The sequence below is a fragment of the Microvirga terrestris genome (assembly GCF_015694425.1).
Classification (GTDB): Bacteria; Pseudomonadota; Alphaproteobacteria; order Rhizobiales; family Beijerinckiaceae; genus Microvirga; species Microvirga terrestris.
In genome coordinates this window covers 102,957-116,536 of the sequence record NZ_JADQDN010000007.1, presented here as the reverse complement: position 1 = coordinate 116,536, position 13,580 = coordinate 102,957, and the positions used below count along the sequence as shown (strand labels likewise).

The following is a 13,580-nucleotide window of genomic DNA, read 5'->3' as shown; positions in this document are numbered from 1 at the left end:
TTCTCGCAGACCAGCATCAAGCTTTTGAAGTCCCCTCCCTTTGAAAGACATACAGCTAGAATCTGCCCACATTCGACGCTGACTTTTCTATTAATAGAAAAGAATCATCTATTGAGATCTTCATTTTAAATTTTCACGCCTCCATAGAAAATTCTCGAAAATATCTTATCGCAGAAATCCCATTTCATTCGCTGCGCGAACGAACTCATGCGCAGACTTCTTGATTTCTACACCATTAAATACATCCTGAATTACAACTGAATTCCTAACTGGGGTTAAGCGATTCATCAATGTTGCTTCATCAAATTTGACTCCTGTTTCGCAAATGAACACTTCACCAGTATCAGCGCACGGCAAGAGGTCGTGAGAGAAGAAGCCGAGACCGATCACCTGTCCGATCTGCTCGCACACCTGAATAATTTTACCCTGTAGGCGGATTGCCACTCGTACATGAAGGTAGTTTATAAGTTCAGGATCGACAGGCGTATTCGTAGTATGGACTGAAGGATTTCCCTCTTCAGTTGGGCGACACCTTGTATAAATAGCAATACAAGTGCCACCGACGCACATCGCTCTGAGTGAGACGTAGTAATCACGCCCTCTGAAGGGATAGACAGTATTAATAAACTCGGTATTGTATCTATCGAATCTCAACTTTTCTCCGGGAGCATGTACTGACACAGTTCTTCCTGAGCCCAGTGGATCATTCGAGAACACTTGCCCAATGGCAGCCTCGCTCTTGATTTGCTTAGGTACGCGGATGCCGTTATCTGCGAGGAGGGTGTTCGTAGCAGCTTTATCCCCTATCACACGCCCGAGCTTAGAAGGATGAACGATGAGTGCACGTCGCATATTCTGCATGCAAATTCTCTCAATCTGCTCTGCCTCCTCAATCCCATCTTCCTCATTATAGATCATCGTTACGATGCCGTCGCGATGCTTATCTATATTCAGTTCAAATTCGTTGAAGTTTTTATATTTAAAGACGTCAATCCCATAACTACGAAATACAGAATCTGCATACTGGAAAAAGGTTGAAGCTTTACCATTACCATGCAACGCGTGGGCTCTTGCCCCTACGAATACTAGATTTTTCACTACAAGTCTCTCTGATCGTAATGCAAAGTTGAATTTGGGCAGGACCAGTAGTGCATTCGGCTACTTCCGCAGTTCAAAAAGAGTTGAACTAACAAAATGCTCAGCAGCCCAAAGATCCTCTTCTGAGCTGTAGCGTGCACTCGCAATGAATTGCCGTTCGAACGCCTTCATCTCCTCACTACCGATTGACAGGATCTTGGGAGTAGCGCCAGCTAATGCCGGGTGCTTCTCAATCACGACGCTCTCAAGCGCATAGCTCGCAGTATTCGAAGCGGTGTATTTCGTTCTCTGAACAATGCGTGCCACATCTGCTCTGACCTTGTTACAAGCCCATTTCAGGTGGAGCGTCACGAAGCCTTTGCCGGAAGTCTCGAACTGAGGTTTGTGGTTCGTGAAATGATACCCGATGCTCCAGCGCACCGGAACGCGAGCAAGATGAGGCTTACACATCCCCGACGCGGCGAGACCGAACCGTCGCTGATCGAGGACAGGACGAGAGAAATCGAAGTCCGCTTCGCCGTCCATCTGAATGACGTCGAACCCTCGCGAGATCGACACGCCATCCTTCAACTCAGCCAAAGCCTCGGGAAATGACTTTTCTGAATCAGGATGAGGAACAACGATCTCGTCGACGTCACACAGCAAGGTCCATTCGTAGTAGGCCTGCAACCCCTGACAGATGCGGGACATAATCTGAGAACGGGCGGGATTATCGTAAGGGAATCCATCAATCGAGGTTATGCCGCCGAGTGTGTAATCGTCGAAGCTCCGAGGGCTCGGGGTCACGATAAAAATGGAGCTTGGTTCTACGATAGACGTATAGTAGCTGTAGAAGTACGGAAACCATGCAGAAGCATCATGCGCATAGGCGACTACGCACAATTGCTTTTTGTCGCTCAGTTGTTGCCAGCTTTTTGGCTCGCTGAAGATTTTATTGAACTCGGTACGATTTTCGGGACTAAGGAAGCGTACCGCGTGAGCGAGGCCTTGGAAATCCATGCTCTCCAAGCTCGCGGCTTGCCTCAAGGGCTCCCAGATCTTGAGAGGAACGGACTGATCCTTTTGAACGGCGCGTAGAGAGAGCCGACCGTTGAAAAGTTCGCTTGGCACGGCAGAACGCGGGAGATGAATTCTGAACCCAAACTTCCCCGACTTCTCGCCAAGATCGCGTCTAGGGATGTTGGCAGGAACAGTGATCTCCTCCTCATCAAAGGTGGCAACGACCTGAATGTCAGTATGTCCGTCGCATGCCACCCAACCGGACACCACATCGCTAATCAGTGAGTCAACCACACCCGAAATTGCCATCTGAAACGTTCCGCCCGATCAGAGCCTGAGCTACTGTAAAAACCAATTCTCAGCCACACGTATTTATCCGAATACGCTGAACAGCTGAAGAATAAGCCTGCTACACGTCCCTTTGTTGTCACTCAACCCCCCTATCTGCTACACCCTGCCCCATGAACCTCCTCCTTCTCCACCCCAACTTCCCCGGCCAGTTCAAGCGGCTCGCCAAGGAGCTGATGGGGCGGGAGGGGTGGCGGATTGTCGGGATCGGTGAAGGGGAGCGCGGGTCCGGAGGGGCGGAGCAGATCACCTACCGGGGCTACAGGCATCCGACCGGGCCGGCCGAGGCGGTGTTTCCGTTAGGTCTCGATTTCGCCGAGCATGCACGGCGTGGGCGCACGGTGGCGGATCTCGCGCAATCCTTGAAAGATAAGGGTTTCAGGCCCGACGTGATCCTGGCGCATCCAGGCTGGGGCGACGCCCTGTTCGTGCCGGAGATCTTCCCCGAAGCCCGGTTCATCGCCTATCTCGAATACTTCTATCGCGTGCAGAACAGCGATCTCGATTTCGATCCCGAGCTGAGGGTGAGAGGCGGCGATCTACGCACGGTGCCTCTGCGCAACACCACTAACCTGATGGCCTTCGCGGCGGCCTCCCGCTGCGTCACGCCGACCCGGTGGCAGGCCGGCCTGTTTCCGCCGCAGATCGGATCGCAGATCGAGGTGATCCACGAAGGGATCGATACCGCGCAGGTGGCGCCGAACCCCGCCGCCACTTTCACCTTGCCGAACGGCCGGGTACTGAGCTGTGACGATGAGGTGGTGACCTATGTGTCGCGCTCCCTCGAACCCTATCGCGGCTTCCACGTGTTCATGCGCGCCCTGCCGGAGATCCTTGAGCGGCGTCCGAACTCGCAGGTCGTGCTGGTGGGCCGGGAGGAGGTCAGCTACGGCCAGAACCATCCTGGCGGCGGGAGTTGGAAAAGCGCAATGCTCGAAGAGGTCGGCGCCGGTCTGGACCGGGGTCGCGTGCACTTCGTGGGCCAACTGGCTTACGACGATTATCTCGACCTGCTGCGGGTCTCGTCCGTGCACGTCTACCTCACCTACCCTTTCGTTCTGTCCTGGTCCTTCCTGGAGGCGATGGCCTGCGGCTGCACCATGCTGGGCTCGGCCACGGGCCCTGTTCTCGAGGTGTTGAGGGACGGCGAGAACGGCCGCACCGCCGGCTTCTTCGACCGCAAGGCGCTGGTGGACATTTTGAGTGAGCTGCTCGACGATCCGGCGCAGCGCCGGCGCCTGTCGCAAGGAGCGCGGGAAACCGTGCTGGAGCATTACGACTTCAAGACGCGCAGCCTCCCGCGTTATCTCGATCTCCTGACGCAATAAAAAGGCGAGCCGGGACTCGCCTTTTCGTGTCGCTCGTCTTGGGGGATCACCGCTCGCGAAGGGCGTAATCCGTCACCCGGAAGATCGGATCGAGCAGGTATTCCAGGATGGTGCGCTCGCCCGTCTCGATCACCACGTTGACCGGCATGCCGGGCACCAGTTCCACCTGCGCGCGCCGCAGCTCGCCCGGCTCGATACTGACGGTGCCGCGGTAGAAGGCGGCTCCGGTCTGCGGATTGTCGAACCGGTCGGGTGAGACCTTGTCGAGGTGACCCTTGATCACGGACTGGTAGCGCTGCGAATAGGCCAGGAGATGCACGGTCACGTGCTGACCCTTGCGCACCCGCTCCACATCCTTGGGGCTGATCTCGACGCTCAGCACCAGAGCGTCGGTGGAGGGCACGATCTCCATTACGATCTGTCCGGGCGTGACCACCGCGCCGGAATTGAATACGGCAAGGCCATAGACATAGCCAGACTCCGGCGCGAAGAGCGTGGTGTTCTGCAGCCGCTCGTTCGCCCATGTCAGGCGCGGCGCCACTTCGGCAAGACGCGCCTCCATCTCGGCGATCTCCTTGGCCGCGGCCTCGCGCCGGTCCTTCTCGAGTTGTGCGATCTGCGTCTCTGCCTGCTGGATGCTGCTGCGTTCCGCATCGATCTGCGACCTGATGGTCTGAAGGTCGGCAGCCAGCGACGCAGAGGTGCGCTCGAGTGCGAGCACGCGCGGCCGGGCGATAAGGCCCTTCTCCACCAGGGGCAGAAGCGAGGTATGCTCTTGGTCGACCGAGGTGAGCTGGCTCTGCGTCGCGATCAAACGCGTCTCAAGGCCGGCAATCTGGCGCTCGCGGCCATCGATCTGTTGCTGGAGCAGGTTGATGTTACCGCGATAGGCGGTGAGCCGCGCCTCGAAGACCGCGGTTTCCTGATCGACAATGGAGCGGGCCTGAACCTGACTGCGCAAAGCGCTCACGTCGGCAGGCCAGAGGATTTGGCTGTCGTTGCGGACCTCGGTCCGCAAGCGGGCCAGACGCACCATGGTGGCCAAGCGCGTGCTGTCCAGGATCGCCACCTCGGCCTGCAGGTCCGTGGGGTTGAGCTCGATCAGGGCCTGACCCTTTTCAACGCGCTGTCCCTCGCGCACGAGGATCGCCTTGACCGTACCGCCTTCGCGGTGCTGCAGCGCCTTGCGGTTGCCCTCAAGAGCGACCTTGCCGTTGGCGACCGCACCGCCGGCCACCGACATCATCGAAGCCCAGACGCCGAAGACCAGGATCATCAGCACGGCCGCGATGCCGCCGACGAGAAGCGGCGCGCGTGGCGAATCGAAGCTCGTGCCGATCGTGCTGCCGCTCGACAAGGTGGATGCCATGCTCATTGTGCCATTTCCTCTCCGTTGCCGGAGGCGTTCCTGACGACCACTGGGCGGCCGAGGCGCTTGAAGACATTGTCCGTCGCGCCCGCGCTGACCACATGGCCGTCCTTCAGGACGACCGCATGGTCGAGATCGCGCACGAGCGTCGGGCGGTGGGTGATCAGAACGCAGGAGATGCCACGCTGCTTGAGGCCCGCGATACACGCGACCAGCGCTTCCTCCGCCTGACCGTCGAGATTGGAGTTCGGCTCATCCAGGATCACCAGAGCGGGCGATCCGGCGATGGCGCGCGCCAGGGCAATCAGCTGCCGCTGGCCGCCGGACAGCGGATGCCCGTTCTCGCCGATCTCCGTATCATAGCCCTTCGGCAGGCGCAGGATCAGGTCGTGCACACCCGCGGCCTTGGCCGCCTCGACAATCTCCTGGTCGCTCAGCTTGCCGAAACGGCCAATGTTTTCCGCCACCGTGCCGCTCAGGATAGAGATGTTCTGCGGCAGATAACCGATGTGGCGGCCGATATCCTCGCGGCTGGCCGACCAGAGCTCGACCCCATCAAGGCGCAGTTGACCGCGCGTCGGCTTAAGGTTGCCGACGAGCAGGCGCGCCAGCGTCGTCTTGCCGGACCCGTTGAGGCCGATGAGACCGAGCGACTCTCCCGGGGTGATTGCGAGGTTGACGTTCGACAGGATCGGCTGCTCGCCGCCGGGGGGGATGTAATAGAGATTGTAGCAGGTCAGATTCCCCTGCGGTTTTGGCAGGGCCGTGCCGGCACGCGACCGCGGTGTCTCCGAGAGCAACGCCTCGATACGTTTCAGCGCCTGGCGGGCGGGAATGTAGTCATCCCAGGCGGCGACCAGCTGATCGATGGGCTTCATGGCAAAGCCGGCCACGATTAGAGCTGCAAACAGCATCCCTGTCGGCGCGTCGCTGTAGAGGATCTCGATCACACCGGCCATCATGATGATCGCTTGGACAAGAATGCGTGCCGAGCCCAGAACTGCGTTGAAAAGCACGCCGACCTGGCTGGTCCTCACCTGAGTGTCGAGGCCGGGGTTCCTCAGATCGCGCCACTTACCGACAACCGATCCGACCATGCCCATGGCGACGATGGCTTCGGAGCCGCGCAGGTTCGCCTCGACAAATCCATAAGACCTGTTGGTGTATTGCGAAGTCTCGGCAATGGCTCGCTTCGTGAGAGCCGTATTGGCGATCGTCGCCACGGCCATGAGAAGGATGCAGGCAAGAGCGACCAGGCCGACTTGAACATCAAGGATCAGCAGCACGCCCGTGAAGAGGATGGCCCAGGGGGCGTCGATTGCAGCCAGCACCCCCTTGCCGGTTGCAAACTGCCGGAAGGCATCGAGATCCCGAAGGGCTTGGCTGCCCTCCGATGACGTTCCACCGGAATTGCGCTCGATCAGGGCTGTTAGAACCCGGTCCGCAAGCAGCCGGTCCAGCCGCACCGCGGCACGGACGAACAGCGCTCCCCTGGCCCATTGGAACACGGCCTTGAAGGCGAGAGCGATGACCAGGCCGGTGCTGAGGACGATCAGCGTCTCGATGCTGCGCGAACTGAGCACCCGCTCGTAGACCTGAATCATGAAGATCGGATAGGCCAGCAGCAGGATGTTGATGAAAACGTTGAAGCCAAGCGCATAAGCGAAGTGAGTCCGGCATTGACGGAGAGCTTGTGCTACGATGGTCTCGCCAGGCTTTTTGCTCATACTCGATCCAATGCTTCCCGCCCCGGACCAATGTCGAGGCGATTTATCCAGGTTACGCGCTTCGCACGTTCGTAGGGTTGATGGGCATCTCGCGGTGTTCTGTCGCGCCGATTTTGCGCGACAGGGCGATCTCATCGATCCCGATACCAAATCTGTCCTGATCCCAGGATCCGTTGATCTCAAGGAAACCGAGAGCGGCATGCGGAACGGTATTCGCGCCGTACTCGAAACCTTTGATCATCCTCTCTATCCAAGATCCGGCAACAGTGTGGCAGACAGGCCGTTCAACCGGGATGCGCCCGATCAGATTGACCGGCGCCGCCATAGCCACAACGGCATCGTGAGCAAGGAGATCGAGAAGCGTCTCAGGGTCGAGCTGATCAAGGGCTATCCTTGTAGACACTCGGCCTGGCGCGACACCTAAGAGAAACGTGTCGGGCGCCTGCGCAACCTGTTCCACGATTTCATCCAGCCACCCGGCCCTGGGTGGAATGAATCCGGCTCTAACCGCAATGGAAACCTCCGCCGGTGAACGCCGCCCAATGCTGGCCGCTGCTGAAGCAGGCGCATCGGCAGGAAGAACCTGGAGTTCTCCGTCCAAGTCATAGCGCCTTGCCCATTCGATAACGCTTGAGCACGTCGCCTCGATACCAGGGCTAGAGCGGAGCGTTACCCTTATGGTTTGGCCACGAGGAACAGAGGCTCTGAAGCCAATCAGCGTGCCATGAAGCAGCTCGGGCCGGGCTTCGGCGATGACGTGCAGATCGACAGCAGTGCCGGTGTTTTGCCGGGCTGTCAGCCTAAGGGTCCGTGCTGCCTCTTTCACTGTGCGCTGCATCCAGGCCGACGCGAAAGGCGCACCAACTTCCGCAAGGTAATTCACATCCTCGTTCGAGAGCGGCCAAAAGCTGCGAGCGAAGGCGAGGCTTGAGCCTGTGCAGCCCTGTTGAACCTGAATCCAGTGCTGGATGCTGCGGCCCTCGACCTGAAGAGTAACCTTGCAGGCAGAGACTCGCCCCCCATCAAGAGAAGCTTTTGCAACGATGAGAGACTTCGGCAGGCCATTTGCCGAGGAGGTGGAACAGGTCAGCAGGTTGGGCTCACGGCGCTCGTTGACCACCTCTCCAAAAAGCTCAAGTTGCACATCCTCCAGAGCCGTTGTTCCTGTCACCTTCAGGAATGCGAACAATGCGCCTGAAGCTTGAAAGCAGCCTTCGATGGCAACTTCCGAATGAGGCTCACCTAATGGAAAGGCCACTGATTTCAGAGAGGCCGTGACATAAGTCGGAAGGTCTGCAGGCTCTGCCTCCGATACCTTGGAAAGACAGTCCAGCAAGCTGTTCTTGGCCGGCGGGGACAAACACTGAAGCCATCCTACGGTGTGCTGTTCAGCAACGGGATTGCCGGACAGGCCAAGCTCGACCAGATCACCATCGAGATCGACATAGACCCGATCCGGATACCCCTTTGAGATCCTGAAGATGCTGCTCCCGTTGTCGCTGACGCTGTCGAGGACCTCGCGCGTGAGCCTCCCCTGCCGCAGTACGAAGCATGCTTGCCGCTGAGCGAAATGGTGTGAGGCTATATCGAGCTCATAAAGGCAATGGCTGCCAATCTGCGCCTTAAGGCGGCCCGAGGATCTCCACGAGCTGACGAGCGACAGGAAGCGTTCAAGGGTCCCGTGATCGCCCGAGGCGGAATGTTTCGAAAGAATGCGCGATACGATAGAGGAAACGATCTGCGACGCACCTTCGGTCTGCCAGTGGGCCAGCCTGAGATCGAGCGTCTGCTCGACATCGGCCCCATCGTCTCCTCGTAGAAAGACGCGGAGACGCCGTCCATCCTGAAGGCCGTGACCGGAGATCGTATAGAAGTTCTTGGAAAACTGTGGTGAGAAGATGCGATGTCTCTCGATCTGCGTCAGGAGACCTGCCCCGCCTTCCAAGCCGACGATTTCAAATTCGGGCGTGAGATTGTGCCAAACCGCAATGATACCTGCGGCAACCGGCACGCACCAGAGTGGGCCAGATACCACCGAAGCATCATGAAGATGCGCAGCTTCATTCTGGCCCACGCGGTTATCCATTAGAAGTCGAAGAACGAGCTCTTGATCTCATCGGGATCGAAGCCGATGAGCTTAATCTGCACGCCGCCCTTGACCTCCACGAGCGTACCGTCCTTTTCAGCGGTGAACTTCAGATCGCGCATGCTGTTGGCGCTTGTATCGGACAGATCGATCACGTCCTGACCGGCACGGAAATCGCGAATCGTGTCGATCTCGCCCGTCTGCTTGGCAATCTCGAAGACGTCACGGCCCGAGCCACCAATGAAGGTGTTCGAACCCTTGTCGCCAACGATGGTGTCGTTGCCGGCGCCACCCGTCAGGATGTCGTCGCCCGCACCGCCGAACAGCTTGTCGTTGCCGGAGTCGCCGTAAAGCTTGTCATCGTCGGCACCGCCATAGACGCTGTCGTTGCCGGAGCCGCCATAGACGCTGTCGTTGCCGGCATCGCCGTAGACCTTGTCATTGCCAGCATCACCATAGACCTTGTCATTGCCAGCATCACCATAGACCTTGTCGTCGTCGGAGCCACCATAGACGCTATCGTTGCCTTCGCCGCCACGTACGAGATCCTTGCCGGAGTCGCCGTAGGCCTTGTCGTCGCCGGAGCCGCCAAGAACGGTATCGGCGCCAGCGCCGCCGTAGAGCTTGTCATTGCCGGTCCCGCCAGCAACCACGTCTTCGCCAGCCTGGCCCTTGATGGTGTTGGCGCCCGCGTTGCCGAACAGGTTGTTGTCGGCATTGTCGCCTGTCACATTGACGTTGGTCGAACCCGTCAGCTTGACGGCGTCGATACCGGTGCCGCCGATGCTGAAGCTATGATCGGTCACAACCGCATCGTATCCGCCGCCGGACGACTTGATCTTGTCGCCAGCCCCGAGCACGAAGATGTCATTGCCCTTCGTTCCCACGAACTGATCGGCACGAGCCGTGTCCTGGTATAGCTTTGTGAAGCTCTTTGCCCCGTTCTTCAGAGCATAAGAGACAGCCTCAGGCGCACCGCTGTCTTTAAAAAATGCACTTGGCGTTGTCGCCATTGCCTCACCCCTCGTCAAAAATTTTGCAACTTATGGGTCCAAACCCGCTTAACGTTATATCTATTCTGAGAACTTTGTCTCTGACGAATTGCCGCAAGGGAGCTATTGGCGAGAGATTCCGGATGTTGTAGCAATAGAGCAACATAGTGTAATATTATATCATAATTTGAAAAGCCAGATGACGGCGGCTTAGCTGTATGCGAGTGAGCGTATGAGCGGAGGTGCCACCTTAACCCTTCTTGCGCCAGCAAGCAGTCCACCTGAATCAACCAGTTCTTTAGTAACGGAGCCCGCAAAAGCCCGTATGTAGTTATCATGTAAATTTCAAGAATTCACGTGTAGATGATAGTCGACTACGAGAGGTAAGTAATATAATTTGGTTGTTGGTCGCATTGATGACGTGTTCTCTGGAGTGAATTTGATAGTTGAATCCTTGGCCAGAATTCGAAAGTCGCCCGCCTGCATGCTCGCCAACATGACGTTCTTGAGCGTGATCGAGTTGTCGTGGTCCACCGTGATAACAACATAAGAGCCGACCTGCTTCATGTCTTTGAAGAGATATTTCTCATCCTTAAATACAGACTGCTTGAAATTAGTCACATCGCCAGACTTCACAACGATCTGGAAGTCCGCAACCATCTTGTGTCCGAATTTTTCTCCGAACACGAATGCATCGTTCCCTGCACTTCCCACCATCAAGCTCTCGCCTGGCGTTCTCGCGACTATGCGAGTCTCCTGTGTCGAGCCGAAGGTACTGGACATGGTGATTTCGCCATCGTTGTGAGTCAGCACCACGTCACCAGCCGAGTCTTTCCGGCCGTCCGCCCATGTGAACACACCCTTGCCCGTCACCATGGAACCGTCCGAGACAGCTTGATCCGCAACAGTGATGGTCAAGTTGATGCTTTGATACCCATTTTACGAGCGTGCGAAGCTCGCCTGTTTTGGTAACGCCGGTGTGGTTCCGATCCTGCCAGATCCTGAACACACCCCAACGCGTATCCTTTGCATCGAATATGCCGTCCTTATTGCTGTCAAAGGCAAGCCCAAGAGCCTCAATGTCGGATGACGATTCGGGGCCCAATCCGTAAGGACGATCTCCTTGCGCCGATGGATGACACCGTCACCTCCAACGTCGATAGCAAGGAAGCCATGCTTCGGTCCAACCAACCTCTCAACGCTCAGCGCAAGCCGCCCGTTCATATGACGCTAGTGCTTGGAAAACTGGGTGCAGTCCACATCGTCGCGTTTGCGGGTCAGCCCGCTCTGGATGATCACGCTTCACTCCTGCTTAAGTTCACAAAAGAACGTCGGCTCTTACTCTTCGGGGCAGGAGGTTGGAGACATCCCAGCTTGCGGGGCGCCCTATCGGGTCAGCGCTCAGGAAGGGAAGGTCCAGACTGTCCCTTCCCTAAGTGACGTTGCTGAGGCGGCTGCTTCTAGCCTTGCAAGGCTGCCCACATCTCGCGATCCCGTTCGGCCGTCCAGATCACCGGATGGTCGATGCCCGACGCTTCATCGAAGGCACGCGAGACGTTGAAGGGAAGGCAGTGCTCATATATGGCGAAGTCTCCGAACTTCGGATCCATGACCTCGCGGGTTGCGGCAAAGGTCTCCTTCAGCGAGCGACCCCGCACGACCGACAACTCGGCTGCGCCGTAGAGCGTGGTGACGAAGTCGCGGGTCATGGCCGCTGCCTCGCGAACCTGCTGGCTGCCCTGCAAGGCAGCGCCGCGACCAGGTGCAATGGCCTGCGGCTGGAATTCCAGGATGGCGTCGAGCGTCAGCGGCCACTCGCGCAGATAGGCATCGCCGCAATAGCAGGCCGAGTGATACTCCACGAGGTCGCCGGTGAACATGACCTCCGCGTCCGGCACCCAGGCCACGATGTCGCCTGCAGTGTGGCCGGCTCCGAGATGAAATAGTTTCACCTCACGCTTCCCCAGGAACACCGACATGCCGCTCTCGAAGGTGAGGGTGGGCCAGGTGAGACCGGGCGGGATGCTGCTCTCGCCCTTGAACAGGCGCGGGAAGCGGCCGATTTCCGAGGCCTTGTCCTGTTCGCCGCGCTCAACGATGAGATCGTAGGTGGCGTTCGACGCAATGATGCCCTGTGCGTTGTAGGCCGATGCGCCAAGCACGCGCACGGCGTGGTAGTGCGAAAGAACCACGTACTTGATCGGCTTGTCTGTCACGGATCGCACACGGGCGATCACGTCCTCGGCCATCATCGGGGTGGCCTGTGCGTCGATCACCATGCAGCCATCGTCGCCGATGATCACACCAGTATTGGGATCGCCCTCGGCGGTATAGGCGTAGAGATCGGGTCCGATCTCGGTGAACGACACCGTCTTGTCCGACAGATCTCCTGTCGAAGCGAAAGTTTTACTGGACATTAACCTGCTTCTCCCGATTATCGGCCTTAGCCTGTGAGGCTTCTGGCGATCTTCTCCGCGGAACGGAGTTTTTCAACCAGAGGCGCTCGCTTGTCGAGCCATGGCCCGTGCTGAATGGGCCAGTCATCAAACCGCAGGCCATGACCAAGATCGTGAGCCGCGTGATGAGGCCAGTAAGGGTCGTAGAGGGCCTCGCGACCGACCGCGATCAGATCCGCCCTGCCCTCTTGCAGGATGGCTTCCGCCTGCGGCCCATCAAGGATGACGCCCACAGCCTGCGTCAGGATATTGGCCTCGCGGCGGATGCACTCCGAGTACGGAACCTGGAAGCCCAGTCCTCTTGGAACGTTCATATTGCGCGTTTCGTCAGACAGGCCGCCTGATGAGCAATCGATTACGTCAACGCCGATAGCCTTGAGCGCACGAGAGAGAACAACGGAGTCATCCAGACTCCAGCCGTACTCGGTGCCGTCGACCGCGGAGATGCGCACGAAGAGCGGCTTCTCTTGAGGCCACGTTGCCCGGACATCGCGTGCAACCTCGAGCGCGAGTCGCATACGGTTGTCGCGGGAGACGCCATAATCGTCCTCTCGGCGATTGGAATGCGGAGACAGAAACGATGCTACGAGATAGCCGTGACCGCAATGCAGCTCGAGAACGTCGAAGCCAGCCCGGTCGGCCCGCTTGGTCGCGGCAACGAACATTTGCCTGATCTCGGCGATGCCTTCGCGACTTAGGGCATCCGGCACGGACCACTCAGGGCCTGCGGCAAGAGCACTCGGACCGACGCGCCGCCACGGCTCACCCGTTTCTCTTAATTGCTCCATGCTCAAGGCGCACCCGCCCTCCCACAGAGCCTGCGATCCGGCTTTGCGCCCAGCATGAGCGAGCTGGATGCCGATGGCCGCGCCATTCTGATGCACGAAGTCGACGATCGTCTTGAACGGTGCGACCTGCTCATCCGACCAGAGCCCCACGTCCCGAACGCCGATCCGCCCTCCGGGCTCCACAGCAGTGCTTTCGACGAAGATCAGCCCGGCGCCGCCAAGGGCGAACTTGCCCAGGTGAACAAGATGCCAAGCGCCTGCGCAGCCCCGCTCCTCCGCCGAATGCTGACACATCGGCGAAATGACCACCCGGTTCTTGAGTTCAATGCCGCGGATGCGCAGGGGCTTGAACAGACACGGCCGTTGCGGTGACGTCATGACGCCTCTAC

At 58.3% G+C, this 13,580-nt stretch carries 10 protein-coding genes; 1 reads left to right on the top strand and 9 read right to left on the bottom strand.

The window, feature by feature from the left end:
- Positions 1–165 precede the first annotated feature (165 nt).
- On the bottom strand, positions 166–1,098 hold the full coding sequence (locus I2H36_RS14965; RefSeq protein WP_196264704.1) for a hypothetical protein: 933 nt from the start codon (positions 1,096–1,098) through the stop codon (positions 166–168).
- Between the two features lie 60 nt (positions 1,099–1,158).
- The gene (locus I2H36_RS14960) at positions 1,159–2,406 is read right to left on the bottom strand and encodes a hypothetical protein (protein WP_196264703.1); all 1,248 of its coding nucleotides are present in this window, start codon (positions 2,404–2,406) and stop codon (positions 1,159–1,161) included.
- A 152-nt stretch (positions 2,407–2,558) separates the two neighbouring features.
- Between I2H36_RS14960 and I2H36_RS14955 the strand changes: the two genes are divergently transcribed.
- A complete protein-coding gene (locus I2H36_RS14955; protein ID WP_196264702.1) occupies positions 2,559–3,773 on the top strand; it encodes a glycosyltransferase in 1,215 nt (404 codons plus the stop codon).
- A gap of 46 nt (positions 3,774–3,819) precedes the next feature.
- Here I2H36_RS14955 and I2H36_RS14950 read toward each other — a convergent pair whose 3' ends face one another.
- The 7 genes from I2H36_RS14950 to I2H36_RS14920 all read right to left on the bottom strand — a co-directional run bounded on the left by I2H36_RS14950 (position 3,820) and on the right by I2H36_RS14920 (position 13,569).
- The gene (locus I2H36_RS14950; protein ID WP_196264701.1) at positions 3,820–5,148 is read right to left on the bottom strand and encodes an HlyD family type I secretion periplasmic adaptor subunit; all 1,329 of its coding nucleotides are present in this window, start codon (positions 5,146–5,148) and stop codon (positions 3,820–3,822) included.
- Positions 5,145–6,869: a type I secretion system permease/ATPase gene (locus I2H36_RS14945; protein ID WP_196264700.1), complete on the bottom strand. Its 1,725-nt coding sequence runs from the start codon at positions 6,867–6,869 to the stop codon at positions 5,145–5,147. The genes I2H36_RS14950 and I2H36_RS14945 overlap by 4 nt, the downstream gene beginning before the upstream one ends.
- A 52-nt stretch (positions 6,870–6,921) precedes the next feature.
- Complete coding sequence (locus tag I2H36_RS14940; RefSeq protein WP_196264699.1) at positions 6,922–8,943, bottom strand: hypothetical protein; 2,022 nt, start codon at positions 8,941–8,943, stop codon at positions 6,922–6,924.
- 11 nt (positions 8,944–8,954) lie between these two features.
- Positions 8,955–9,968 carry a calcium-binding protein gene (locus I2H36_RS14935; RefSeq protein ID WP_196264698.1) on the bottom strand — a complete coding sequence of 338 codons (1,014 nt, stop codon included), beginning with the start codon at positions 9,966–9,968 and terminating at the stop codon, positions 8,955–8,957.
- Positions 9,969–10,292: 324 nt separating this feature from the next.
- Entirely contained in the window at positions 10,293–10,865 is a 573-nt protein-coding gene (locus I2H36_RS14930) for a hypothetical protein (protein WP_196264697.1), read from the bottom strand.
- A 542-nt stretch (positions 10,866–11,407) separates the two neighbouring features.
- On the bottom strand, positions 11,408–12,364 hold the full coding sequence (locus I2H36_RS14925) for an MBL fold metallo-hydrolase (RefSeq protein WP_196264696.1): 957 nt from the start codon (positions 12,362–12,364) through the stop codon (positions 11,408–11,410).
- A 26-nt stretch (positions 12,365–12,390) separates the two neighbouring features.
- On the bottom strand, positions 12,391–13,569 hold the full coding sequence (locus tag I2H36_RS14920; RefSeq protein ID WP_196264695.1) for an NADH:flavin oxidoreductase/NADH oxidase: 1,179 nt from the start codon (positions 13,567–13,569) through the stop codon (positions 12,391–12,393).
- Positions 13,570–13,580 lie beyond the last annotated feature (11 nt).

Excerpts from the sequence above, each read along its gene's own strand:
- I2H36_RS14960 (WP_196264703.1), bottom strand. The coding sequence starts at position 2,406 with ATGGCAATTTCGGGTGTGGTTGACTCACTGATTAGCGATGTGGTGTCC.
- I2H36_RS14955 (WP_196264702.1), top strand. The coding sequence starts at position 2,559 with ATGAACCTCCTCCTTCTCCACCCCAACTTCCCCGGCCAGTTCAAGCGG.
- I2H36_RS14950 (WP_196264701.1), bottom strand. The coding sequence starts at position 5,148 with ATGAGCATGGCATCCACCTTGTCGAGCGGCAGCACGATCGGCACGAGC.
- I2H36_RS14945 (WP_196264700.1), bottom strand. The coding sequence starts at position 6,869 with ATGAGCAAAAAGCCTGGCGAGACCATCGTAGCACAAGCTCTCCGTCAA.
- I2H36_RS14935 (WP_196264698.1), bottom strand. The coding sequence starts at position 9,968 with ATGGCGACAACGCCAAGTGCATTTTTTAAAGACAGCGGTGCGCCTGAG.
- I2H36_RS14925 (WP_196264696.1), bottom strand. The coding sequence starts at position 12,364 with ATGTCCAGTAAAACTTTCGCTTCGACAGGAGATCTGTCGGACAAGACG.
- I2H36_RS14920 (WP_196264695.1), bottom strand. The coding sequence starts at position 13,569 with ATGACGTCACCGCAACGGCCGTGTCTGTTCAAGCCCCTGCGCATCCGC.